This window comes from Hyphomonas sp., assembly GCF_013823385.1.
Classification (GTDB): Bacteria; Pseudomonadota; Alphaproteobacteria; order Caulobacterales; family Hyphomonadaceae; genus Hyphomonas.
Map to the genome: position 1 here is coordinate 36132 of NZ_PNMA01000025.1, position 22132 is coordinate 58263.

At 64.0% G+C, this 22132-nt stretch carries 23 protein-coding genes and 1 tRNA gene; 17 read left to right on the plus strand and 7 right to left on the minus strand.

Annotation, left to right across the window (positions count from 1 at the left end):
• Window positions 1–2: 2 nt before the first annotated feature.
• Window positions 3–2165, minus strand: coding sequence for a methylmalonyl-CoA mutase (gene scpA, locus C0456_RS14165; RefSeq protein ID WP_291053374.1), 2163 nt, complete (start codon window positions 2163–2165; stop codon window positions 3–5).
• Complete coding sequence (locus tag C0456_RS14170; RefSeq protein WP_291053376.1) at window positions 2162–4081, minus strand: methylmalonyl-CoA mutase family protein; 1920 nt, start codon at window positions 4079–4081, stop codon at window positions 2162–2164. The genes scpA and C0456_RS14170 overlap by 4 nt, the downstream gene beginning before the upstream one ends.
• 232 nt (window positions 4082–4313) lie before the next feature.
• Between C0456_RS14170 and C0456_RS14175 the strand changes: the two genes are divergently transcribed.
• The 4 genes from C0456_RS14175 to C0456_RS14190 all read left to right on the plus strand — a co-directional run bounded on the left by C0456_RS14175 (window position 4314) and on the right by C0456_RS14190 (window position 7111).
• Window positions 4314–4535, plus strand: coding sequence for a hypothetical protein (locus C0456_RS14175; RefSeq protein ID WP_291053379.1), 222 nt, complete (start codon window positions 4314–4316; stop codon window positions 4533–4535).
• A gap of 448 nt (window positions 4536–4983) precedes the next feature.
• Entirely contained in the window at window positions 4984–5982 is a 999-nt protein-coding gene (locus C0456_RS14180) for a nitronate monooxygenase family protein (RefSeq protein ID WP_291053382.1), read from the plus strand.
• Between the two features lie 257 nt (window positions 5983–6239).
• On the plus strand, window positions 6240–6653 hold the full coding sequence (locus tag C0456_RS14185) for a D-Ala-D-Ala carboxypeptidase family metallohydrolase (RefSeq protein ID WP_291053383.1): 414 nt from the start codon (window positions 6240–6242) through the stop codon (window positions 6651–6653).
• Window positions 6650–7111 (plus strand): hypothetical protein, encoded by a 462-nt coding sequence (locus C0456_RS14190; RefSeq protein WP_291053386.1) that lies wholly within the window; start codon window positions 6650–6652, stop codon window positions 7109–7111. The genes C0456_RS14185 and C0456_RS14190 overlap by 4 nt, the downstream gene beginning before the upstream one ends.
• 312 nt (window positions 7112–7423) lie before the next feature.
• Here the strand turns inward: C0456_RS14190 and map are convergent, their stop codons facing one another.
• Both map and C0456_RS14200 read right to left on the minus strand, forming a co-directional pair.
• Window positions 7424–8215, minus strand: coding sequence for a type I methionyl aminopeptidase (map, locus tag C0456_RS14195; RefSeq protein WP_291053389.1), 792 nt, complete (start codon window positions 8213–8215; stop codon window positions 7424–7426).
• Complete coding sequence (locus C0456_RS14200; RefSeq protein WP_291053393.1) at window positions 8212–8424, minus strand: ParD-like family protein; 213 nt, start codon at window positions 8422–8424, stop codon at window positions 8212–8214. Before C0456_RS14200 ends, map begins: the two co-directional genes overlap by 4 nt.
• Window positions 8425–8545: 121 nt before the next feature.
• On the opposite strand from C0456_RS14200, the gene C0456_RS14205 reads away from it, so the two are divergent.
• The 7 genes from C0456_RS14205 to C0456_RS14235 all read left to right on the plus strand — a co-directional run bounded on the left by C0456_RS14205 (window position 8546) and on the right by C0456_RS14235 (window position 14252).
• Window positions 8546–9910 (plus strand): amidase family protein, encoded by a 1365-nt coding sequence (locus tag C0456_RS14205; protein WP_291053396.1) that lies wholly within the window; start codon window positions 8546–8548, stop codon window positions 9908–9910.
• A gap of 28 nt (window positions 9911–9938) precedes the next feature.
• Window positions 9939–11420 (plus strand): glycerol kinase GlpK, encoded by a 1482-nt coding sequence (gene glpK / locus C0456_RS14210; RefSeq protein WP_291053399.1) that lies wholly within the window; start codon window positions 9939–9941, stop codon window positions 11418–11420.
• Window positions 11421–11423: 3 nt separating this feature from the next.
• A complete protein-coding gene (locus C0456_RS14215; protein WP_291053401.1) occupies window positions 11424–12743 on the plus strand; it encodes an APC family permease in 1320 nt (439 codons plus the stop codon).
• 95 nt (window positions 12744–12838) lie between these two features.
• Complete coding sequence (locus C0456_RS14220) at window positions 12839–13069, plus strand: hypothetical protein (RefSeq protein WP_291053404.1); 231 nt, start codon at window positions 12839–12841, stop codon at window positions 13067–13069.
• Window positions 13069–13392, plus strand: coding sequence for an HPF/RaiA family ribosome-associated protein (locus C0456_RS14225; RefSeq protein WP_291053407.1), 324 nt, complete (start codon window positions 13069–13071; stop codon window positions 13390–13392). Before C0456_RS14220 ends, C0456_RS14225 begins: the two co-directional genes overlap by 1 nt.
• Before the next feature lie 181 nt (window positions 13393–13573).
• Complete coding sequence (locus C0456_RS14230) at window positions 13574–13837, plus strand: helix-turn-helix transcriptional regulator (protein ID WP_291053410.1); 264 nt, start codon at window positions 13574–13576, stop codon at window positions 13835–13837.
• A 37-nt stretch (window positions 13838–13874) separates the two neighbouring features.
• Window positions 13875–14252, plus strand: coding sequence for a hypothetical protein (locus C0456_RS14235; RefSeq protein ID WP_291053413.1), 378 nt, complete (start codon window positions 13875–13877; stop codon window positions 14250–14252).
• A 17-nt stretch (window positions 14253–14269) separates the two neighbouring features.
• On the opposite strand, the gene C0456_RS14240 is transcribed toward C0456_RS14235, so the two are convergent.
• A tRNA-Thr gene (locus tag C0456_RS14240) sits at window positions 14270–14344 on the minus strand.
• Between the two features lie 68 nt (window positions 14345–14412).
• Between C0456_RS14240 and C0456_RS14245 the strand changes: the two genes are divergently transcribed.
• From C0456_RS14245 to C0456_RS14255, 3 genes are all read left to right on the plus strand, one after another.
• Entirely contained in the window at window positions 14413–14559 is a 147-nt protein-coding gene (locus tag C0456_RS14245; RefSeq protein ID WP_291053416.1) for a hypothetical protein, read from the plus strand.
• 102 nt (window positions 14560–14661) lie between these two features.
• Window positions 14662–15942 carry a UDP-N-acetylglucosamine 1-carboxyvinyltransferase gene (gene murA, locus C0456_RS14250; protein WP_291053418.1) on the plus strand — a complete coding sequence of 427 codons (1281 nt, stop codon included), beginning with the start codon at window positions 14662–14664 and terminating at the stop codon, window positions 15940–15942.
• 166 nt (window positions 15943–16108) lie between these two features.
• A complete protein-coding gene (locus tag C0456_RS14255) occupies window positions 16109–16603 on the plus strand; it encodes a DUF2948 family protein (protein ID WP_291053421.1) in 495 nt (164 codons plus the stop codon).
• 99 nt (window positions 16604–16702) lie between these two features.
• On the opposite strand, the gene C0456_RS14260 is transcribed toward C0456_RS14255, so the two are convergent.
• A complete protein-coding gene (locus C0456_RS14260) occupies window positions 16703–17404 on the minus strand; it encodes a dienelactone hydrolase family protein (RefSeq protein ID WP_291053424.1) in 702 nt (233 codons plus the stop codon).
• A 141-nt stretch (window positions 17405–17545) separates the two neighbouring features.
• Here C0456_RS14260 and C0456_RS14265 point away from each other — a divergent pair, with 141 nt between their 5' ends.
• Window positions 17546–18367, plus strand: coding sequence for a phasin family protein (locus C0456_RS14265; RefSeq protein ID WP_291053426.1), 822 nt, complete (start codon window positions 17546–17548; stop codon window positions 18365–18367).
• Window positions 18368–18455: 88 nt separating this feature from the next.
• Here the strand turns inward: C0456_RS14265 and C0456_RS14270 are convergent, their stop codons facing one another.
• Entirely contained in the window at window positions 18456–19088 is a 633-nt protein-coding gene (locus C0456_RS14270) for a TetR/AcrR family transcriptional regulator (protein ID WP_291053429.1), read from the minus strand.
• A gap of 161 nt (window positions 19089–19249) precedes the next feature.
• Here C0456_RS14270 and C0456_RS14275 point away from each other — a divergent pair, with 161 nt between their 5' ends.
• Complete coding sequence (locus tag C0456_RS14275) at window positions 19250–20938, plus strand: alpha/beta fold hydrolase (protein ID WP_291053433.1); 1689 nt, start codon at window positions 19250–19252, stop codon at window positions 20936–20938.
• Between the two features lie 188 nt (window positions 20939–21126).
• Complete coding sequence (locus C0456_RS14280) at window positions 21127–21969, plus strand: alpha/beta fold hydrolase (protein ID WP_291053436.1); 843 nt, start codon at window positions 21127–21129, stop codon at window positions 21967–21969.
• Window positions 21970–22132 lie beyond the last annotated feature (163 nt).

The following is a 22132-nucleotide window of genomic DNA, read 5'->3' on the forward strand; positions in this document are numbered from 1 at the left end:
GGCTACTCCGCCGCCGTCCGCGCCGGATCGTCCGTACCCAGCAGAAGCTCCAGCATCCGGATGGCACTGTCGGCAATGACGGTGCCCGGAGGGAAGATCGCAGAGGCGCCCGCTGCCCGCAAGGCATCGAAATCCTGCGGCGGGATCACGCCGCCCACGATGATCTGGGCGTTGGCCGCGCCTTCATTGCCGAGCGCGCGTTTGAGCTCCGGCACCAGCGTCAGGTGGCCTGCGGCAAGAGACGAGGCCGCCACGATGTCCACCCCGGCCTTGCGGGCGTCGCGCGCGGCTTCTTCCGGTGTCTGGAAGAGGGGGCCGATCTCGACGTCCCAGCCAAGGTCCATCAGCGCAGAGGCGACAACCTTCTGTCCACGGTCATGTCCGTCCTGGCCCATCTTGGCGATGTAGATCTTCGGCTTGCGGCCGGTCTTCTTCATGAACGCTTGAGCGAGGCTTTCGGCTTCATTCGCCTTGTCGGTGCCCTTCACACCGCTGCCATAGACGCCCTTGATGGAGCGGATGACGGCCTGGTGGCGGCCCTGGCTGCGCTCGACCGCTTCGGAAATCTCGCCCACGGTCGCCTTGGCGCGGGCGGCATCCACGGCAAGGGCGAGCAGGTTGCCCTTCGTGCCGGCGGCGGCTTCGGCAATGGCGTCGAGCTTGGCGGTGACTTCGGCTTCGTTGCGCTCAGATTTGAGGCGCGCGAGCTTTTCAAGCTGCATCCGGCGCACGGCGGCGTTGTCAACCTTCAGGACGGGCACGTCTTCGTCCTCGTCCAGCAGGAACTTGTTGACGCCCACCACGGTCTGCGTGCCGCTGTCGATACGCGCCTGGGTATTGGCGGCGGCTTCTTCGATGCGGAGTTTCGGCAGGCCTTCCTCGATGGCTTTCGCCATGCCGCCCATCGCTTCGACTTCCTCGATATGCTTGAGGGCCTTGGCGGCGAGATCATGCGTCAGGCGTTCGACATAATAGCTGCCGCCGAACAGGTCGATCGACTGGCAGGCGCCGGCCTCCTGCTGGAGCAGGATCTGCGTGTTGCGCGCGATGCGGGCGGAGAAGTCCGTCGGCAGGGCGAGGGCTTCGTCGAAACTGTTGGTGTGCAGGCTCTGGGTCTGTCCGCCGGAAGCCGCGATGGCCTCCAGGCAGGTGCGGATGACGTTGTTGTAAACGTCCTGAGCGGTAAGGCTCCAGCCGGAGGTTTGAGAGTGTGTCCGCAGGCTGAGGGATTTGTCAGACTTCGGATTGAAATTTTCTTTCACGAGCTTTGCCCAGATGAGGCGCGCGGCCCGCATCTTGGCGACTTCCATGAAAGTGTTCATGCCGATCGCCCAGAAGAAGGAAAGGCGCGGCGCGAAAGCGTCCACATCCAGCCCGGCGGCAACACCGGCGCGGATATATTCGATGCCGTCGGCGAGCGTGTAGGCAAGTTCCAGGTCAGCCGTCGCGCCCGCTTCCTGCATGTGATAGCCGGAAATCGAGATGGAGTTGAACTTCGGCATCTTTTCCGAGGTGAAGGCGAAAATGTCGGAGATGATCCGCATTGAGGGCTTGGGTGGATAGATATAGGTGTTCCGCACCATGAACTCTTTCAGAATGTCGTTCTGAATGGTCCCGGCCAGTTTCTCCGGCGGCACGCCCTGTTCTTCGGCAGCCACGATATAGAGCGCAAGGATTGGCAGAACGGCGCCGTTCATCGTCATCGAGACCGACATCTGATCGAGCGGAATGCCGGAGAACAGCGTGCGCATGTCGAGGATGGAGTCGATGGCAACGCCCGCCATGCCCACATCGCCGGTCACGCGCGGGTGATCGGAATCATAGCCCCGGTGGGTGGCCAGGTCGAAGGCAACCGAGAGGCCCTTCTGTCCGGCGGCCAGGTTGCGGCGATAGAAAGCGTTGGAGTCTTCGGCCGTGGAAAAGCCCGCATACTGACGGATCGTCCAGGGCTGGTTGGTATACATGGTCGGGTAGGGGCCACGGCCAAAGGGCGTGAGACCCGGATAATCATCCAGGAAGTCCAGCCCCGCGCGGTCTGCGGCGGTGTAGGCGGACTGGACCGCAATGCCTTCGGGCGTTTCCCAGGCTTCGCCGAGTTTCGGCTTGCTTGCTTTCGCGTGCGGCGTGCCAAGGTCGAGTTTGGTGAAATCGGGGAACTTGGTCATTTGGAAACTCCCAGCTCGGCATGGGCAAGCTGGAGCGCGTGGAGCACGTCACAGCCTGCGAAGATGTTGAGGTCGATGCCGGGCGCTTCGGCTTTTCCGGCGAGCCAGACGCTTTGTGCGCCAGCCTTCTTCAGGGCGTCCGCAGCTTCGGCCGCGCCTGCTTCATAGGCCTTGTCTGTGCCGCAGATGACGGCGAGGCGGCAGCCCGACGCCTTGAACGCAGCGGCGAGTTCTGCAGCGTCGCGCGGTGGCACAACCGCTTCTTTCGGTGCGATGCCGCCTGCAGCCAGCATGTTGCGGGCAAAGTCCGCACGCGGGGTAAATTCGGCGAGCGCGCCAAGCGTGGCAATGAACACTTCCGGCCGCCTGGGCGCGCGGGCAGCCGCGTCGCGCAGCGTTTCAAAAGCGGCGGCGAGGCGGATGGGGGCAAGCGCTTCGGCGGTGGCATCTGCGCCCGAGGCGAGCTGCCCTTTGACCAGCGCCTTGAGGCCCGCATCGGACACGCCATCGCGGGCGCGGGGCATGTCGATTTCGGCGACCGGCGCGGCAATCTCATCGAGCAGCGGATATTCCGAAACGCCCGTCAGCGGGATCTTGCGGCGGGCGATATCCTTGGCGCGCGCCTCGCGCACCGTCTTCACGCGGGCCTGGAAGGCGCCGGAGAGGAGCGAGGCTCCATAGCCGCCTTCGCCTTCAACTTTCTGGAATTCGGCCCAGGCTGCCTCGGCAAGGTCGCCGGCCAGTGTCTCGGTGAACCAGGCCCCGCCGGTCGGGTCTGCCACGCGGCCAAGCTGGCTTTCTTCCATGGCGATGATCTGCGTGTTGCGCGCAATGCGGCGGCCAAGTTCTTCCGGGCGGCCAAGCGCCTCATTGAAGGCGCGCGAGGTGACGATGTCTGCCCCGCCGGCGGCGCCCGCGAAGACGGCAGCGGTGACGCGCAGCATATTCGTCCACGGATCATATTTGGTCAGCATCCGCGCCGAGCTGACGCCCTGAAGGCGCATCGGGGCGGCGGGCAGACCCAGCGCCTCCAGGCAGCGGGCCCAGAGACGGCGGGCCGCGCGCAGCTTGGCGATGCCGATGCCGTAATTTGCGTCCAGCGAAATCGCAAAGCTCATCCGCCGGGAGAGCGCGGCAATGTCTGCTTTCCCGTCGAGGCGGCGCAGCGTGTCGATGGCCGAGGCGATCAGCGCGCCGAGTTCCTGCGCTTCGGAGCCGCCGGCTTCATGCACGCTGGTTGCGTCAATGCGGACAAGGCCTGCTTTCGGGAATTTCTCGCCCAGCGGCGCGATGATTGCGGCGAGCCGGCCGAACGCCGCGTCGAGGCCGCCCGAGAGCTTGCCGGAACGGGCAAGGGCGCCGAGCGGGTCCATGTTGAAGTCGAGGGCGAGGTCAGCCACGTTTTCCTGCTTCTCCGCCCAGAGGGCGAGCAGGGCAGAGGCGGTGACGCCCGAGGCGTTGAGATGGCAGAGCGCGACGCCGGCATAATCGGCGCGCACCCCGGCGAGGGCGGTTTCAAAGTCTTCCAGCGTGGTGATCTGAACGCCGTGCTGGCCCGTGCAGTCGAGCGCGATCTCCACCGAGGAAACGCCGCGCTCAAGGTCGCGCAGGATCTCGGCATTGGTTTCTGCTGCCGAGGGGTGGGTAAACAGCTGGCGGATGTCCCAGGGGCGCCATTTGTCGGGCGCTGCGGTCGGCCCGCGCAGATAGGGTGCCTCGCCGGGAACCCCCAGCGGGTCGGTCGCGGCGGCAAAGTCGCTTTCGCGGTAAAGCGCCTTGATGCCGATGCCGTCGGCGGTCTTGCGGGTGAGCGAGTCGGCGCTCTTGCCCTTGAGCGCCTTTTCAACGGCGCTCAGCCATTCGGCTTCGGTGGCTGCGGGGAATGCGGAACTGAAGGGGAGGATGTCATCGGCCATGCTGCCGGTTTAGGGCAATCCGGGCTGGCTTGTGAACTGCTTCCTTAAGGGTATGTGACGTTCATTCCTGCATGGGCCTTCTGCATTGCAGCAGGCGGCGGAAAAGCGCCCGCCGCCGCTGCCGATTTCCACAGGCCGGCAGGGTCAGCTTTGCCGATTGTAATGTTTGAGGGCTTGACCCTCGGCCCACAAGATGCAAATGAGAATTAGTCGCAAGACGGAGACCGAGACCATGCTCAAGGCTTTGCCATCCCACCGCGCCTCCAGCGTTTCCTCCCATGCCGAGGTGCCTCTGGCACAGCCTTGCGGCGAGCCCGCAAATGATCATGGTCCCGGTCTCTTTCTCGACGGCCTGATCGCCAATGGCGATCCGGGCGACCTGATTTCCCTCCTGCACCGGCAGGCGGCCTGGCGGGGCCTCCTGTCGCACGGCCACCCACCCTCTCACGGGTAGCCAGACTTCCGCGTAGTTCTGCGGGTGGATGTCTGCTTTCGTCGCTGACAGCATATCCACACCCTTCCGGTGCGTGGGAAGGGGCAGGCTCCGGTGCGGGCAGGGAAACTCAGGTCTGCTCCTTTTTGTATCTGTAGAGCTGCTGAGCTCCGCCTTGACCACTCCTGACCTGAAAGGGCCGGGGGTGGCTTTTTGTCAGGGGCCGGCGAGAACGAGGGCCTGCGAATCGCAAACGCCCTGAATGATCGTTAAGCTGAGTGCGCCAAACGCATGTGATTTGACGGGGCGAGGGGCGTTCATATATCGGAATGATATCGTGTTCTGCGCGGAGGGCCCGGATTTAGCAGCCGGAAAACAAGGCTCTGTCCGGCTTCCTCAAGGTCATGCTTGCCGCACCTCGCCGTCCATATAAGTTCCTCCGCAGAACCATTCTGGGAGAGAACAGCCGATGTCCGTGCCGCCTATTTTCAACAAGATGCGCCTGCCGGTGATCGCATCGCCGCTTTTCATCATTTCCGGTCCGGAGCTGGTCATCGCCCAGTGCAAGGCCGGCATTGTCGGCAGCTTCCCGGCGCTGAACGCCCGGCCCGGCCCGGTTCTGCATGAGTGGCTGGACAAGATCACCAACGAGCTGGGCGAACACAACGTCAAGCATCCGGACCGTCCGGCCGCGCCCTTTGCGGTCAACCAGATCGTCCACAAGACCAACAACCGCCTCGACCACGACATGGAAGCCTGCGTGAAGTACAAGGTGCCCTTTGTGATCACGTCTCTGGGCGCGCGGCAGGATGTGAATGATGCCATCCATTCGTATGGCGGCATCGTCATGCATGACGTGATCGATACCTGGTTTGCGAAGAAGGCGCTGGAGAAGGGCGCTGACGGCCTGATCGCCGTGTGCACCGGCGCAGGCGGGCATGCCGGGCGCCTCTCGCCGTTTGCGCTGATCCAGGAAATCCGGGAATTCTTTGATGGCCCGCTGGCGCTGTCTGGCTCCATTGCCAATGGCGGGGCGATTGCGGCTGCGCTCGCAATGGGGGCGGATTTTGCCTATATGGGCTCGGCCTTCATCGCCTGCGACGAAGCCAATGCCGTGGATGGCTACAAGGATGCCATCGTCAATTACGGCGCCGAAGACATTGTTTATTCAAACCTTTTCACCGGCGTTCATGGCAACTACCTGCGCCCCTCCATCGTGGCGGCGGGGCTGGACCCGGACAATCTGCCCGAAAGCGACCCCTCCAAGATGAACTTCGGTTCCGGCGGCAATACCGAGGCCAAGGCCTGGAAGGACATCTGGGGCTGCGGCCAGGGCATTGGCGCGGTGAAAAAGCGTGGTCCTGTAAGCGAATATGTCGATCAGCTGGAGCGCGAGTATAATGACGCCCGCGCGGCGCTGGCCAAGGGGCTTGCCTTCTCGCGCACCTCGCCGGTGCCTGCCGAGTAAACCGCGCTTCCTTTTCCGCAAACAGCAACGCCCTGTCATCCCCATGACAGGGCGTGACTTTTTGAGGACAATTCCGGACAGCCAGGTGACAGGTCCGGACACTTCCGGACAAATCCGGACAGTTTCGGACAAGGTTTGCGGCGCGCCGCGCGGGCGGGGTACAGCGCCGGCCCTGTCCCGCACGCTTCCTGTTGTGGCTGCTGGAAATCGGCCCCTTCCAATTCGCCGGGGTCAGGCGCGGGGGCACACTTCGCCCCATGCTTTACTCATCTTACAGAGACGTTTCGCGCGCCAACTGGCGCTGGCCCCACTTCAGACCCGATGAGCTTGCCTGCCGGTGTGGCGGGCGCGGCTGCCGGGGCGCTTACTGGCATGATGCCGATTTCCTCGACGCGCTGGAAGCCCTGCGCGCCGAAATGGGCCGTCCCATCAAGATCAATTCGGGCCATCGCTGCGCCATCTGGAACGCCGTGGTTGGCGGCGTGCCGAATTCCCAGCACCGGCGCATCGCGGTGGACATTGCCTTCCAGAAGCATGACCGGCGCGCGATGGTGGCGGCCGCTGAGCGCCTCGGCTTCACCGGCATCGGTATCGCCAAATCCTTCCTGCATCTGGACCGGCGGGAGACCCCGGCGCGCTGGACCTATCCGGGGGCGGAGGACTTCTCATGAGCGACATTATCGGACTGGCGGCCAGCGCGGCCGGCGGCGGCGCCTTCGGCCTGATCGGCACGGTGATCGGCCGCGTGGCGGGCCTGATCGAGCGGCGGCAGGACAACACCCAGGAACGCGCCCGCTGGGCCCATGACGCGGCGATGCAGGCAGCGCGGATGCGCGAGATGGCGGTAGCGACCGAAGCGCAGATCAAGCTCGCCGATGCGGCCGGCGCCTGGCGCGGCCTCGCCGCATCGATGGAGGCCGAAGCGAGCATCGGCGACAGCTATCGCTGGGTGAACGCCGTGCGCGCGCTGACCCGGCCTTTGCTGACGCTGTTGCTCTGGGTCATCACCGGCCTCGTCTATCTCGGCGCCAGCGCCGAAGCGCGCGTCGGGATTGTGGAAACCGCGACCTTTGCAGCGACCGCCGCCACGCTCTGGTGGTTTGGGGATAGGGGGCAGAAGGGACGGTGAGGGGCGCTTCTTCTCAGCCGTCATCCCGGTTTCGCCGCAGGCGAAGACCGGGAGCCAGAGAGGATGCGTTGCGAAGGCTAGGTCCCGGACATTTGCTGCGCAAATTCCGGGATGACGGGGGGGAGGGGTTTGGGTTTCTTCCACGCTCTTCGTTCTGTCGTCACACTCGATGGCCGCAGGCCATCTGAGTGCCCATCTCGTGCACTCTCCGCTGTGGCGAACGGCGAGAGCGCAGGAGATAGGCTCTCAGACCGGCTGCGCCGGTCGAGAGTGACGAGGTTGCGTTATGGGGGTGGCGGGTTACGCCTTCGGCTAACCCGCCCTACGGGCTGCTTCCTTCACCAGATGCGCCTCTTCCGGCCGCAATGTCAGCACATCCACGCCGCGCTCTGTCACGGCGACTGTATGCTCGAACTGGGCGGAGAGTTTCCCGTCTTCGGTGCGGACGGTCCAGCCATCATCTTCTGTGTACGAACTGCGTTTGCCTTCGTTGACCATCGGCTCGATCGTGAAGGTCATGCCGGGGCGCAGCCGCAGGCCGGTGCCGGGCTTGCCGAAGTGGAGCACGGAGGGCTCCTCATGCATTTCCCGGCCGATGCCGTGGCCGCAGAAATCGCGGACGATGGAATAGCCCCCCTGTTTCGCATGGCGCTCGATGGCGTGGCCGATATCGCCCAGCGTGGCGCCGGGGCGGACGGCGCGGATGCCTTTCCATAGGGCTTCGTAGGTGGTGCGCACCAGGCGCCGGGCAGGCGTGGCGACAGTGCCGACAAGGTAAGTCTTGCTGGAATCGGCGATATAGCCGTTCTTCTCCAGCGTGATGTCGAAATTCACGATGTCGCCATCGCTCAGGATGTCTTTCGCCGAAGGGATGCCATGGCAGATCACATCGTTCACGGATGAATTGAGGACGTATTCGAAGCCATACTGGCCAAGGCTAGCCGGGCGGGATTTAAGATCCTCCCGGATGAAGCGCTCCACCCGGTCATTGACCTCCAGCGTGCTCATGCCAATCAGAGGCATCTGGTCGATCAGCCCGAAGACAGAGGCGAGCAGGCGGCCCGATTCGGCCATCCGCGCCAGTTCGTCGGCGCTCTTGATCATGCCGCGTCGGCGCGCAGGGGATCGGGCGTCATCCCGGCGGCGGCCATCTCCCGCTGCATGATCTCGTTGAAGGAGAGGGCGGGGTTCATCTCGGCGAGCTTGCCGATGCGGATCCACCAGGCCGCCTGCGCATTGATCGAGCGGCAGGACACCGCGCTCGCCTTGCGGACCTGATCGTGCAACTCGTCGTCTATATTCACAATGCCCATGGCGGCCTCACTATCTGAAACGTATATGATTCGTATATGAACCGGATGCGCCGCGCAAGCGGCCATATGCGTTGAGCTTCTCTGCCCGCGTGCTAGGCTCGCCGGCAAAAGGGAGGACAAGATGGCCGCAAAGACGAGTTCCGATCTCGCAAGGGCCGGCGCGCTGGAAACGGCAGAGGCCGTGCGCGCCGGGGAGATCACGGCATTGGAGGCGGCCGAGGCGGCCATCGCGCGCATCGAGGCGGTGGACGGGGCGATCAACGCCGTGGTGGTGCGCGATTTCGAGCGCGCGCGGGCGGCGGCCAGAGCGGTGGACGCGAGCCGCAAGCCAGGTGACCCGCGCCGCTTCCTGGGCGTGCCGATGACGGTGAAGGAATCCAATGACGTGGCAGGCCTGCCCTCCACCTGGGGCTTCGAGCAGTTCAGGGATCTGAAGGCGGCGCGGGACGCTGTTGTGGTGGAGCGCCTGAAGGCCGAAGGTGCGATCATCCTTGGAAAGACGAATGTGCCCGTGGCGCTGGGCGACTGGCAGAGCGTGAACCCTGTCTATGGGCGCACGGTGAACCCGTTTGACCATGCCCGCTCGCCCGGTGGCTCCTCCGGCGGGGCGGCGGCCGCGCTGGCCACTGGAATGGTGCCGCTGGAGATCGGCTCGGACATTGGCGGGTCCATCCGCTTTCCGGCGCATATGTGCGGCGTGTTCGGGCACAAGCCCACCTATGGCATCGTGCCCCAGCGAGGCCACCTTTTTCCGGGAACGGACGGGTGTGACGCGCCCCTCGCCGTGGTCGGCCCGATGGCGCGGAATGTGGGCGACCTTGTGGCAGCGCTGGAGGTGATTGCCGGGCCGGAGGCAGGCGGCGGATACCGGCTGGACCTGCCGGCAGCCCGCGCCGGGGCGCTTAAAGGTTTCCGCGTCCGCGTGATTGCCGAGATGCCGGACGTACCCGTGGACGGCGATACGCGCGCGGGGCTCGCGCGGCTGGTGGACGCGCTGCGCGCAGAGGGGGCGGCGGTGAACGAGGGGGCGGCGGGGATGCCGGACCTCGCCGAAATGGTGTCCAGCTATGTGCGTATGCTGATGACGGTGATTTCGCGCGGAGACCCGGCGGCGGCGCCCATCAGCGCGCATGACTGGATGAACCTGCAGGATTATCAGCTCGCCATCACGCGGCAATGGGCGGCCTTCTTCGAGGATGTGGACATTCTCTTGTCGCCGGCCTTCTCCACGCCCGCCTTTCCGCACAAGGACGAGCCCGACTGGGGCAAGCGGACCATCGAGATCGACGGCGCGGTGCTGCCCTATGGATCACAACTCGCCTGGGCCTCGATTGCGACCTTTGCCGGCCTGCCATCGACCTGCGTGCCGGTGGCCAAGAGCGCGGGCGGGCTGCCCATCGGCTTTCAGCTGATCGGCGCGCCTTATGGCGACCGCACGACGCTGCAATTTGCATCCCTGCTGGAAGCAGCCGGGCTGACGGTCTAGACGGGCGCAGAAACAGAAGGCAGGGCGAATGAGCGACTTTATTCTCGTCATCGATGAGGGCACCACCTCCACGCGGGCCATCGTGTATGACCGCGATTTCCGCGAGGTGGCCCTCGCCCAGGAAGAGGTGGCGCTGGCTTATCCGCAGGATGGCTGGGTGGAGCAGGATGGCGAGGAGATCTGGACACGGACGTTATCTGTCTGCCGGGCTGTGATCGCCAAGGCGGGCGGGGCGGCGCGCATCGCGGCCATCGGCATCACCAACCAGCGGGAAACCACCCTCGTCTGGGACCGCAAGACCGGCAAGCCGCTCGCCCCGGCCATCATCTGGCAGGACCGGCGCACGGCCGCTTTCTGTGAGGCGCTGAAAGGGAAAGGCCATGAGGCCGCTGTGCAGGCAGAGACCGGCCTGCTGCTGGATCCCTATTTCTCCGGCACCAAGATCAACTGGGTGCTGAGCAATGTGCCGGGCGCGCGGGAAAGGGCAGAGGCTGGAGAACTCGCCTTTGGTACCATCGACAGCTTCCTGCTCTGGCGCCTGACGGGCGGGAAGGTGCATGCCACCGATGTGACCAATGCCTCGCGCACGCTGCTTTACCGGCTTGGCCTTGGCGGCGAGGGCGGCTGGAGCGCGGCAATGGCGGACATGATCGGCGTTCCCGCGGCGATGCTGCCGGAGGTCAAGCCCAGCGCGGCGGATTTCGGCATGGCAGAGGCGGCGCTGTTTGGCCGGGAAATCCCGGTGGCGTCGATCCTGGGGGATCAGCAATCGGCCCTGGTGGGGCAGGGCTGCCTCAGGCCCGGCCAGGCGAAGATCACCTTCGGCACGGGCGCCTTCCTGGTGGCTAATACCGGCGCGGCGCGGCCGGTCTCGGAAAACCGCCTGTTGGGCACGGTGGGTTACGCGCTGCCGGGCGCAGACGCGATGGCGCTGGAGGGTTCCATCTTCAATGCCGGCACGGTGATCAAATGGCTGCGCGATGATCTGAAACTCATTCAGCAGGCAGATGAAAGCGCCGCCGCCGCCGCCAGCCTGAAGGATAATGGCGGGGTCTATATGGTGCCCGCCTTCACCGGCCTTGGCGCGCCGCACTGGAATGCCGAGGCGCGCGGCGTCATCGCCGGGCTGACGCGGGCGGCCACAGCGGCCCATCTCGTCCGCGCGGGGCTGGAATCAGTAGCCTATCAGACGCATGACCTTCTGGCCGCCTTTGCCGGGGACGGCGCCCCCATTGCGGAGCTGCGGGTCGATGGCGGCATGGTGGGCAATGACTGGCTGATGCAGTTCATGGCGGACGTCTGCGCGCTTCCCGTGCTGCGCCCGGATTACCGCGAGATGACAGCCCTGGGCGCAGCGGCAGCGGCGGCCATGCAGATCGGCTGGCTCAGCGCGGCAGACTGGGCCGCCCGCGAAGTGCCCGGAAAGCGCTTCGAACCGAGGATGGCCACCCCCCAGCGCGAGACCCTCCTCAAGGGTTGGCAAGCCGCCCTTGGCCGCGCGCTGGCCTGACACGTGACACACGCCTCTTCCTCTCCCGTCCGTAATCTGACGACCCGCTATGTGGTGGTGGTGACCATTGCGATGGTGGTGGGGGCGGGGATATTCAAATCCCCGGCGCTGGTGGCGGCCAATGCGGGGTCTGAGGCGGCGGTGTATCTGCTCTGGATCGCGGGCGGGCTCATCTCGCTGATGGGCGCGCTCTGCTATTCTGAGCTGGCCGCCGCCTTTCCCCATGCCGGCGGCGACTATCACTTTCTGGAGCGGGCCTGGGGGCGGCGCTTTGCCTTCCTCTTCGCCTGGGCGCGCCTGGCGGTGATCAATACCGGCGCCATCGCGCTGCTGGGCTTCGTGATCGGTGACTATATGAACCGCGTGATCGATCTTGGCCCCCACGGGCCCGCGATCTATGCCTTCGCCAGCGTCATCGGCCTCACCGCGCTGAAGCTGCGCCCCGCAGGCGAGGCGAGCGATAGCGGCCTCGTCATCATACTGATCATCGGCCTCCTGGTGCTGGTGGCGGCGGGTGCGAAGATTGCCTTTCAGGGCACCCCGCCGCTGGCGCCGGGCGCGCCTTATGTGCCCGGCCTTGGCGGGATCGGCTATGGCCTTGTCTTCGTGCTGCTGGCCTTTGGCGGGTGGACGGAGTCGGCCACCCTCTCTGCCGAGGTGAAGGACGCCCAGCGCGGCATGGTGCGGGGCCTCGTGATCGCCATCACCCTCATTACCGGGCTCTACCTGCTGACGGCCTGGGCCATGCTGCGCGGCCTCGGGCTCGACGGCCTCGCCGGGGCGCCGGCGCCAGCGGCAGACCTGATGGCCATCGCTTTCGGGGAGAAGGCCGGCGTCATCCTCGCCCTCGCCGTTGTCGCGGCGGCGGCCACCTCGGTCAACGCCACCATCCTCGTGGGCGCGCGCACCACCTATGCGGCGGCCGCGCGCCTTCCCGCGCTGAAATGGATCGGCCGCTGGGACGAGAAAGCCCGCAGCCCGCGCAACGCCATCCTCGCCCAGGGCATCATCTCGCTGCTGCTCGTCGGCTTTGGCGCGGCCTATCGCGGCTTTGAAACGCTGGTGGATTATACAGCGCCGGTCTATTGGGTGTTCCTGATCGCCAGCGGCGCCGCGCTCATCCGCCTACGCATGAAAGAGCCGGCCGCAGAGCGGCCCTTCCGCGTGCCGCTTTATCCGCTGCTGCCGCTGCTGTTCATCCTGACGAGTTCGGCGATGCTGATCTCGGCGGTGCTCTATGTGCAGGGCGGGGCGTTCTTCGGCCTTGGCGTTCTGCTGGTGGGGCTGGCGATACTGCCGCTGCTGGGCGGGCGGCGCGGATGAGGGATGCGTAACCTGCGGAACCCCGGCGCCCCTCCCGCGTTGCGTTTAAAGTGACCGCCACAAGGGCGGCATGACGCCAAAACGGGAGGCACTGCATGAGCAACTCCAGTTCATCCGGAAAAGACGAAAAAACCCAGGCCGATCACGCCCGCCATGCGCTGGAGCTGAAGCAGAAGGCTGAGCGCGAGCGCGAAAGCCAGATGCCGGCCTCGCGCACCGCCGGCGAAGGCCAGATCCAGGAAGCCCGCGCCGACGAGCCGCCGATGGGCGCGCTGGACGCCGAGGGCCATCGCCCGGTTCTCGAACGCAGCCGGAAGGTGCGCTGATGGATTTCCAGTTCAATACCGGCAACAAGGTTGACGGCGACGCGCGTATGAAAGCGCATTTTGAAACCCGCTTCCGCGAGCGGCTGGACCGGTTCGCCCCGCGCCTTTCGCGCATCGAAGTGCATGTCCGCGATACGGACGGCACCCGCCGCGAAGGGCCGGACGGCATCGAAGCCGTGATCGAAGCGCGCCCCTATAATGGCGACCCGCTGACCGCCAGCGACCGCGCCGCCACGCCTGAAGCGGCGGTCAACGCCGCGCTGCAGAAGCTCGTGGCGCGAATGGACGCTACGTTTGGCAAGGCCGACCGCGTCAGGAAATAGGAATTCCACAGCCCCCGAAAACGCAAATGCCCGGTTCCTGCAGGACCGGGCATTTCGCATTTCTTGGAGAGGAAGACGGAGTGCTTTTCAAATGGCCCGTTGGCGCCCGCCAAATTGCGATAGTGGTGACCGCAAGGAAATGGATCGTTAGAGAAATGAGGACTTCAACTTGTTTTGTGAGTTGAAACTTCGTCTAGTCGCTCTGTCCGACCTTATAAAAAATATGGGGCATCTGACCATTGTGATGACACCGGATTTTCTGAGAGAGTTCCTCAAGTCTATGGGCCTTAAACAGGCAGACTTCGGCGCCTGGCTGGCGGAGCGGCTGGGGCAGGATAGGCCCTACGCCCCAAGCGAAATCAGTACATGGGAGAAGGGTAACCGACCGGTGAGCTATGCGGTGCAGGCGGTGATTTACAAGCATCTTTGGGAAAGCTGCCGCTGAAGTCAAAATTCATACGGGGTTGACGGGCGAGTGCCTGTTGATTTCATCTGCTGCGCTCAAAGATGGAAAGGTCTGGATGATGGACGTGGTCGCATCAGTAGAAGACAAGCGCGTGCTGCGCTGGGAACGAAAACCTCTTCCTGTTCGCTATCGTGGCAGCGGTCTAGCGACTGGCAATGTTCTGATCGTGATTGCCGCCTTCATGGCGGTCTGTCCGCTTTTTTTCGGGAACGACTACGGTGCTGGCGGATCATTCGCGGCAGGGCTGTTCCTCTGGCCGTTGGCGGGTGCTGTGCTGATGATCGGTATGTGGGTGATTTCCGTTTCCCTGATCCTTCGAGAGATCCGTCTCCAGTCATTTGAAGCGGCCATTCGGGGCGGCGATCTCAAGGAGGTGCCCGCGCCTAATTTATAAAAGATAAGGGGAGGGAGTGGTGCCACCTGAGAGAATTGAACTCTCGACCTCATCATTACCAATGATGCGCTCTACCCCTGAGCTAAGGCGGCATTGCCGGTTGGGTTCCGGGGCTTTAGCGTAAGCCTGCCGATATGAAAAGACCATTTTGCCGCTGAATATGACAGACAATCCGAAGAAAACCGAACAGGAAGAACGCGAGGCCCGCCGGGCCGAGGCGCTGCGGGCGAATCTGCGCCGCCGCAAGGCCGCCGCCCGCAAGGAAGGGGCCGCTGTGCCCCCGAAATCCGGCGATTCTGGCGGGTGAGGCCCCCGCCTGCGCGCCCGGCGCCGCAAATCGGCGCGCAAAACGCATTTCCCTTCACATTCCGGCCCTTACAAAGCCGCGAAGCACGGTATATCTGCCGCCATGGATCGTCTTCACATCATTGGCGGCACGCCTCTCACCGGCCGCATTCCCGTCTCCGGCGCGAAAAACTCCGCGCTGAAACTCATGGTCGCCTGCCTGCTGACGGATCAGCCGGTGGAATTCACCAATATGCCGAATCTGGCCGATACGCGCTTCCTGGCGCAGCTGCTGGAAACCCTCGGCGTGGAGGTTTACTGGCCCAAGGGCTCGTCCACCTGCCATCTCAACGCGGCGGAGCTGAAATCCACCATCGCGCCCTATGAACAGGTGCGGAAGATGCGGGCGAGCTTCAATGTGCTCGGGCCGCTGGTGGCGCGCTCGGGCCATGCCACCGTGTCGCTGCCCGGCGGCTGCGCCATTGGCGCGCGCCCGGTGGACCTGCACCTGCAGGCGCTGGAAGCCATGGGCGCAGACCTGCGCGTCGAGCAGGGCTATGTGAAGGCCGCCGCGATTCACGGCTTGAAGGGCGCGCATATCAACTTTTCCACAGTTTCCGTCGGCGCGACCGAGCATGCGATGCTCGCCGCCACGCTGGCCAAGGGCGAAACCATCCTGGAGAACGCCGCGCGCGAGCCCGAGATCGAGGACCTTGCGAACTGCCTCAACACGATGGGCGCGCAGATCACCGGCGCGGGCACCCCGATCATCCGCATCAAGGGCGCCGAAACGCTGAAAGGCACCACCTATCCCGTGATGCCGGACCGGATCGAGGCGGGCACCTTCGCCATGGCCGCCGCTGCGGCCGGTGGGGATGTGACGCTGGAGGGCGCCCCCGTGGCGGCCCTCGGCGCGATGATTGCCAAGCTGCGCGAAGCGGGCGTGACCGTGGACGCGGACGAAGGCGCCTCCACCATCCGCATCCGCCGCAATGGCACGCCGCTGAAAGCTGTCAGCCTGTCCACCCAGCCCCATCCCGGCTTCCCGACAGACCTGCAGGCCCAGTTCATGGCGCTGATGACGCTCGCCAATGGCACCAGCATCATCCGCGAGACGATCTTCGAGAACCGCTTCATGCACGCCCCGGAGCTTGCCCGCCTCGGCGCCGACATCACCGTGCGCGGCCAGGAAGCGGTGGTGAAGGGCGTCGCCCAGCTCACCGGCGCGCCCGTGATGGCGACAGACCTGCGCGCCTCGGTCTCCCTCGTCATCGCCGGGCTTGCTGCGCAGGGTGAAACCATCGTCAACCGCATCTACCACCTCGACCGCGGCTTCGAGCGCCTGGAAGAGAAGCTGGGGGCCTGCGGCGCGAAGATCGAGCGGCGGTCTGGGGAAGAGGAATAACTCAAAGCCCCTTCTCCCTTGGGGGAGAAGGGGTTGGGGATGAGGGGGCGAGGCGCGCACGCGCATCGTTGCTGCCCCTCACCCCCAACCCCCTCTCCCCACAAGTGGGGCGAGGGGGCTTTGAACGTCTTCATCTTTCCGTTGAGCTTGCCCGGCGAATGCGGCAATGAACAAATTCAAGGCCAAAGTTCCGCTGGGAGAACCGATGACCGAGCCCAAACCCCTCCGCCTCTTCACCGAGGAAGCTGAAGACCTGAAGATCATTGCCGCTGCCGTGCGGGATTCGGTCGTGAAGGCCGGGAACCTGAAATACGAGCAGAAGCACCGCCGTTTCAGCCTGGAGATCAACCGCTATCGCTGGGAAACCGCGCCCACCCGCAAGGGCCAGCCGGGCGAGCGCGTGCGCTCCATTCTCGGCTTTGATGGCGTGATGGCGGTGAAAACGCGCGGCATCACCAAGGCAGACCCCGAGCTGATCCTCTCCCTGCTGAACATCGAATTCACCCCGGATGCCGAGCCGCCCGGCGGCAAGATCACTCTGCTCTTCGCCGGCGATGGCGAGCTTGAGCTGACGGTGGAAGCGGTGGACGCCACGCTGCTTGACAGCGATTATGTCTGGCCCACGCGAAACCTGCCCAGCCATGAGCGGCGCAAACGCTAGGCGCAGCCGGCGCGGGCTTCCAAAAACCGGCAAAGAAAAAGGCGGAAAAGCCCAAATGGGTTTTCCGCCTTTTCCGTATCCGGACTATCGGGTGAAGGCTCAGCCGAAGAGTTCGGCCAGGAAGGTCTTCAGATAGGCAAAGCTGCGGCGGTCGGCATCGGCATTGTAAACCGTACCCATCTCCGGATTATTGGCGCCCACCGTCGTGAACGAGTGGTAGGAATGGCCATGCACATGGGCCTGCCAGTCAGCGCCCGCAAACTCCTTGGAGATCGCCAGGAAGTCTTCCGGCGTCGCCATCGGGTCCAGCCAGCCATGCTCGATCAGCACCTTGGATTTGATCTTCGGCTGCGGGATATTCTCCGCCGGGCGGAAGAGGCCATGGAAAGACGCCACGCCCAGCACATCCTGGCCCGCGCGCGCCATGTCCAGCACGCAGAGCCCGCCAAAGCAGAAGCCGATGGCGGCCGCCTTCGACCCGTCCACGCCCGCTTGGGCCTTCGCCGCAGCCAGCCCGCCCGCAAGCCGCTTCTGCAGCTCGGCCCGGTCGCCCACCAGCGGGTTCATAAGCGCCTGGCATTCTTCCACCGTCTCGCCGCGCTTGCCCTTGCCGTAAACATCCATGGCGAAAGCGGCATAGCCAAACTCCTTGGCGATGATCCCGGCCTTCTGTTTCTCATTGTCGGTAAGGCCGCCCCAGGCATGGGCGATCACCACCACAGGGGCGTTCGTCTTGCCTTCGGGTTTCACCAGCCAGCCTTCATAGGTCTTGCCGTCCACCTGGTAATCAACTGCGCTCATGGGAGGTCTCCTCTGATTGTCTGCCCCAGTGGATAGAGGGCTTCCCCGAGGGGATTCAAGCGCCGGGCCGCGATTAGTATGCGCTTTCTAGACTTTTTCCCTACATCCGGCGTCATGAACCAAGCCGCCAGGGAGATACTCATGGCCAAGAAGACCACCCAAACCGCCGCCCGCGCCAAGGCAAAGGCCGCTGGCAAGGCAATCGAGACCCATTCCACCGAGATGGCCTACAAGATCTGGCTCGCCGGCGTCGGCGCCTATGGCAAAGCCTACGACTCCGCTCTTGCCGGCGCCACCGTCGTCAACAAGCAGTCGGCCGAAGTGTTTGAAGACCTCGTCAAGCGCGGCGCCGAAATCGAGCAGGACGTCCGCGCCCGCCTCGCCGGCAATGAAGGCTTCACCAAAGCCTCCGGCAATGTCGCCAAGGCGGTCGAATCCGCCCGCGAGTTCCAGTCGAAAGCCCAGACCCAGTTTGAAGCCCGCATGGAGCGCATGCGTGACCTGCTCGGCGTCAAGGGTTTCGGCACCGCCCGCGAAGCCTTCGCCCGCCGCGTTGAAAAGCTCGAAGATGAAGTTGCCAGCGTCACCGCCAAGGCCCGCACCAAGGCCAGCGACCTGCACCTGAAGGAGCGCATCGCCCGTCTCACCGCCGAGATCGAAGCGGTTGCTTCGGAAACCGGCGCTGATGTTGCCAAGACCGCCAAACGTGTCGCCACGCGGGCCAGCAAGGCCGTCAAAGCTGCGATGGAGCCCATCGAAGCGGAAGTCGCGGATGATCTGACGCAGATCACCGGCGTCGGCCCGGCCATGGCGAAAAAGCTCAACGCTGCCGGCATCACGCGCTTCGCGCAGATCGCCGCCATGAAGAAAGCCGAACTCGAAGCGCTTGACGCAGCCATCGGCGCCCGCGGCCGCGTGCTGAAGGGCGGCTGGGCGAAGCAGGCGAAAGCCCTCGCCAGCTAAACCCGGTTCTGGAAACCGGCGGAGAAGTAAATGCTTCTCCGCCGTCTTCCCGGAATTGCCGCAGGCAATGCAGGTCAACCCGTCCGTATCAGGACTTTGATTGCTTGAAGTGTCTGATCATGCCGCTCAGCGCGGCAGGCCCGCCTTCGCCCATATAGGGCACGATGAGGCACATCACCTGAAACACGGTATTGTGGATCAGGGCAGGGCCGTCATGGGCTTCCCTGGCCAGGGCGTCGCCCGCCAGCCAGAAGGTCAGTGTGGTGATGATCTGCTGGGTCAGGGGCGGTTTCAGGCGCGGATCAATCTCGATCACGCCGAGCCGTGCCAGATCGTCAAGGATACGCTGAATGGTCGCCCGTTTCTCCGCCATCAGCGCGCGGAAGCGGCCGGCCAGATCGGGGTAGCGGGACATCATGCCCGCAAGATCCCGGTAGAAGAAGCGGAAGTCGTATATCTCTTCCAAGAGGATGTAGATGTAGACCCAGTTGTCCTCGATCGAGGCAACGCCCCCGCTGGAGCCGCGCAGGATAACGCGCATCTCCTCTTCAAACCGGTCATAAAGGGCCCGGATGATCGCGTCCTTGCCCTTGAAATGGTAGTAGAGGTTACCTGGGCTGATCTCCAGCGCATTGGCGACATCTACAGAAGACAGCTGCGCCTCGCCCTCTTCATTGAAGAGAAGCAGGCTCACCTGAAGGATACGGTCGCGCGTTTTCATGGCCGGTGAAGCAGTTTGACAGAGAAAACTGACTGTGAAACGAATTTTGTCATAAACTTTACCGTGTTCTCTTTCAGGAAAAGAAAGGGATCATGGTTAAAAACCGGCGGCCGGGCATGGAAACCCGGTGACAGTCCGGAAGGCCATGGGGAGGAAATACCGTGACGTCACCGAAAGACGAAATCGCCCGCAATGCGGCTGAAAACACCGCCGCGCTGAACCCGCTGCTGGGCGGTTTCAACCGCCAGGAACTGCTCGGCGCTGTCGGCATGATGCTGCGCTCGACCATGACCAACCCGGTGACCACCGCAAGGATGGTCAGCAAGATCACCAGCGAGAACACCGAAATCCTGCTCGGAAAATCGAAGCGCGAAGCCGACAAGAAGGATCGCCGCTTCAAGGACCCCGCCTGGGAGCATAACCCCTTCTACAAGCGCGGCATGCAGTCCTACCTCGCCACGCAGGAACACCTCCACGCCTGGGTCAACGAGATCAATATGGGCGAGCTGGAACAGGCCCGCGCCAAATTCGTCATGGGCATGATCACCGACGCCCTGGCGCCGACCAACTCGCTCGTGGGCAACCCGGCCGCCACAAAGCGCGTTGTGGATTCCGGCGGACTGTCGCTGCTCAAGGGCATGAAAAACCTTTATGACGACCTTACCAAGAATGGCGGCCTGCCCGCGCAGGTCGACAAGCGCCCCTTCAAGGTGGGCGAAAATCTCGCCGTCTCGAAAGGGCAGGTGGTCTGGAAGAACGAGATGCTGGAGCTGATCCAGTATGCCCCGCTCACGGAGAAAGTCTACAAGACCCCCATCCTGATCATCCCCCCACAGATCAACAAGTTCTACGCCATGGACCTCACCCCCATGACGTCGATGGTCCAGTTTCTCCTCGCCATGGAACAGCAGACTTTCGTGATCTCCTGGCGCAACCCCACGAAGAAACATAAACACTGGGGCATGACCGACTATATCGACAGCCTGATCCAGGCCAGCGAAGTCGTCCGCAAGATCACCAAATCGCCCAAGCTGAACGTCTCCGGCGCCTGCTCGGGGGGCATCACCACGGCCACCTTCGCCAGCCTCCTGGCGGCCGCCGGCGACAAGCGCATCAACTCGCTCACCTTCATGGTCTGTGTGCTGAACCCCCAGCGCGAAGACAGCGACATTGGCCAGATCGTCTCCGATGGCAGCCTCGAAATCGCGCGCAAATATTCCAAGGCCCGCGGCATTCTGAAGGGCGATGATCTTGCCCGCATGTTCGCCTGGATGCGCCCGAATGATCTCATCTGGAACTATGTCGTCAACAATTACCTGATGGGTGAAGATCCTCCGCCCTATGACGTCCTCTTCTGGAACAATGACACGACCAATCTGCCGGCTGCCCTGCATTCGGACTATCTCGACATCGCCCTCAAACAGCCTTTCGATCATCCAGGAGAGGTGGAAGTCGCCGGCCATATGGCAGACCTCAGAAAGGTCACGGCAGATGCCTTTGTCGTTGCCGGCGTCACCGACCATATCACCCCCTGGAAAGCCTGCTACCGCACGCCCGCTCTGCTCGGCTCAAAGAATGTCGAATTCGTCCTCTCGTCCAGCGGCCATCTCCAGTCCCTGATCAACCCGCCGGGCAATCCGAAGGCGAAGTATTTCCGGGGCAAGGAAATCAAACCGACGGCGGATGAATGGGCCGCAGGCGCCGAAGAACAGGCCGGTTCCTGGTGGCCGCTCTGGGGCGAGTGGCTGAAAGCCCGCTCCGGCCCGCTGAAAACTGCCCCCAAGGAACTCGGCAACGAAGCCTTTCCCCCCCTCTATGCAGCGCCCGGCCGCTATGTCTTCAACGACTAGAGGCGCGCAAAAATGACCCCGCGCCAGTGCATCGGACGGCTCATCCTGAGCGAAGTCGAAGGACGAGCCGGGGCTCATGCGGCATGGCGTGACTATCCTGCGGCTTCGCTCATCCTGAGCGCAAGTCTGTGTAGCGCCGCTGCTGAGGCGCTATGGAAATCGGAAATCAGCGGGCATAGGTAAGTCTGATGGCATCGAACATCCGCACCCCCCTTATCACGATGGAAAACATCGACGGCGTCCTCCTGCGGGTCGCCCACTGGCCGGTGGAAGGGCAGGGCGCTGGCCGCCCGCTCGTCTTCTTCAACGGCATCGGCGCCAATCTGGAACTCGCTTCCGGCCTCGGCAGCATGTTTCCAGACCGCGAAATCCTCACCCTGGATGTCCCCGGCGTCGGCCGCAGCCCGGTCACCCAATGGCCCTATCGCCATTGGATGCTCGCCCGCTGGATCCGCAAGCTGGTGGACCGTTACGGCATCGATGAAATGGACGTCATGGGCGTCTCCTGGGGCGGCGCGCTCGCCCAGCAATTCGCCTTCCAGTATCGCAGCCGCGTCAAGCGCCTCATCCTCTGCGCCACCACCGCCGGCGTCACCATGATCCCCGGCCGCCCGGCGTCCCTTTCAAAGATGGTCGATACGCGCCGCTATTCAGACCCCGAATTCATGCGCGAAAACTTCGCCAAGCTCTATGGCGACGCGGCGGACGGCGCCGCGGGTGGCCATATCGACAATCTCATGCCGCCCGACCCCAAAGGCTATCTCTACCAGCTTCTCGCCTTCGCGGGCTGGTCCAGCCTGCCTTTCATCCGTTTCCTGAAGATGCCGGCGCTGGTGATCATGGGCGACGCCGATTCCATCGTCCCGCTCGCCAATGGCCACATCCTGAACTTCGCCCTGCCGGACGCGCGCCTGAAAGTCATCGAAGGCGGCGGCCACCTCTTCCTCGTCACCCGCGCGGATGAAACCGCCGCCCTGATCCGTGAATTCATGGCCGAAGAAACCGCTGTGCCGCTGAGCAGCGCCGCCTGAGGCATCACGCGCGCCTCTTATCGTCACCCTCGACGGGCGCAGCCCGTCTGAGGGCCCATCACCAAACATCTCCGCATGTGCAATCGGTGAAGTCAGAAGCTGGGCACTCAGATGGCCTTCCGGCCATCGAGTGTGACGAAGATTGAATCCAGAAACGGCGGCC

Coding starts and splice junctions, on each gene's coding strand:
- C0456_RS14190 (WP_291053386.1), top strand. CDS start 6,650: ATGAGCGACATTATCGGACTGGCGGCCAGCGCGGCCGGCGGCGGCGCC.
- C0456_RS14170 (WP_291053376.1), bottom strand. CDS start 4,081: ATGGCCGATGACATCCTCCCCTTCAGTTCCGCATTCCCCGCAGCCACC.
- C0456_RS14280 (WP_291053436.1), top strand. CDS start 21,127: ATGGCATCGAACATCCGCACCCCCCTTATCACGATGGAAAACATCGAC.
- map (WP_291053389.1), bottom strand. CDS start 8,215: ATGATCAAGAGCGCCGACGAACTGGCGCGGATGGCCGAATCGGGCCGC.
- C0456_RS14185 (WP_291053383.1), top strand. CDS start 6,240: ATGCTTTACTCATCTTACAGAGACGTTTCGCGCGCCAACTGGCGCTGG.
- C0456_RS14180 (WP_291053382.1), top strand. CDS start 4,984: ATGTCCGTGCCGCCTATTTTCAACAAGATGCGCCTGCCGGTGATCGCA.
- glpK (WP_291053399.1), top strand. CDS start 9,939: ATGAGCGACTTTATTCTCGTCATCGATGAGGGCACCACCTCCACGCGG.
- C0456_RS14225 (WP_291053407.1), top strand. CDS start 13,069: ATGGATTTCCAGTTCAATACCGGCAACAAGGTTGACGGCGACGCGCGT.
- C0456_RS14260 (WP_291053424.1), bottom strand. CDS start 17,404: ATGAGCGCAGTTGATTACCAGGTGGACGGCAAGACCTATGAAGGCTGG.
- C0456_RS14265 (WP_291053426.1), top strand. CDS start 17,546: ATGGCCAAGAAGACCACCCAAACCGCCGCCCGCGCCAAGGCAAAGGCC.
- C0456_RS14255 (WP_291053421.1), top strand. CDS start 16,109: ATGAACAAATTCAAGGCCAAAGTTCCGCTGGGAGAACCGATGACCGAG.
- C0456_RS14270 (WP_291053429.1), bottom strand. CDS start 19,088: ATGAAAACGCGCGACCGTATCCTTCAGGTGAGCCTGCTTCTCTTCAAT.
- C0456_RS14220 (WP_291053404.1), top strand. CDS start 12,839: ATGAGCAACTCCAGTTCATCCGGAAAAGACGAAAAAACCCAGGCCGAT.
- C0456_RS14205 (WP_291053396.1), top strand. CDS start 8,546: ATGGCCGCAAAGACGAGTTCCGATCTCGCAAGGGCCGGCGCGCTGGAA.
- C0456_RS14200 (WP_291053393.1), bottom strand. CDS start 8,424: ATGGGCATTGTGAATATAGACGACGAGTTGCACGATCAGGTCCGCAAG.
- murA (WP_291053418.1), top strand. CDS start 14,662: ATGGATCGTCTTCACATCATTGGCGGCACGCCTCTCACCGGCCGCATT.
- scpA (WP_291053374.1), bottom strand. CDS start 2,165: ATGACCAAGTTCCCCGATTTCACCAAACTCGACCTTGGCACGCCGCAC.
- C0456_RS14175 (WP_291053379.1), top strand. CDS start 4,314: ATGCTCAAGGCTTTGCCATCCCACCGCGCCTCCAGCGTTTCCTCCCAT.
- C0456_RS14245 (WP_291053416.1), top strand. CDS start 14,413: ATGACAGACAATCCGAAGAAAACCGAACAGGAAGAACGCGAGGCCCGC.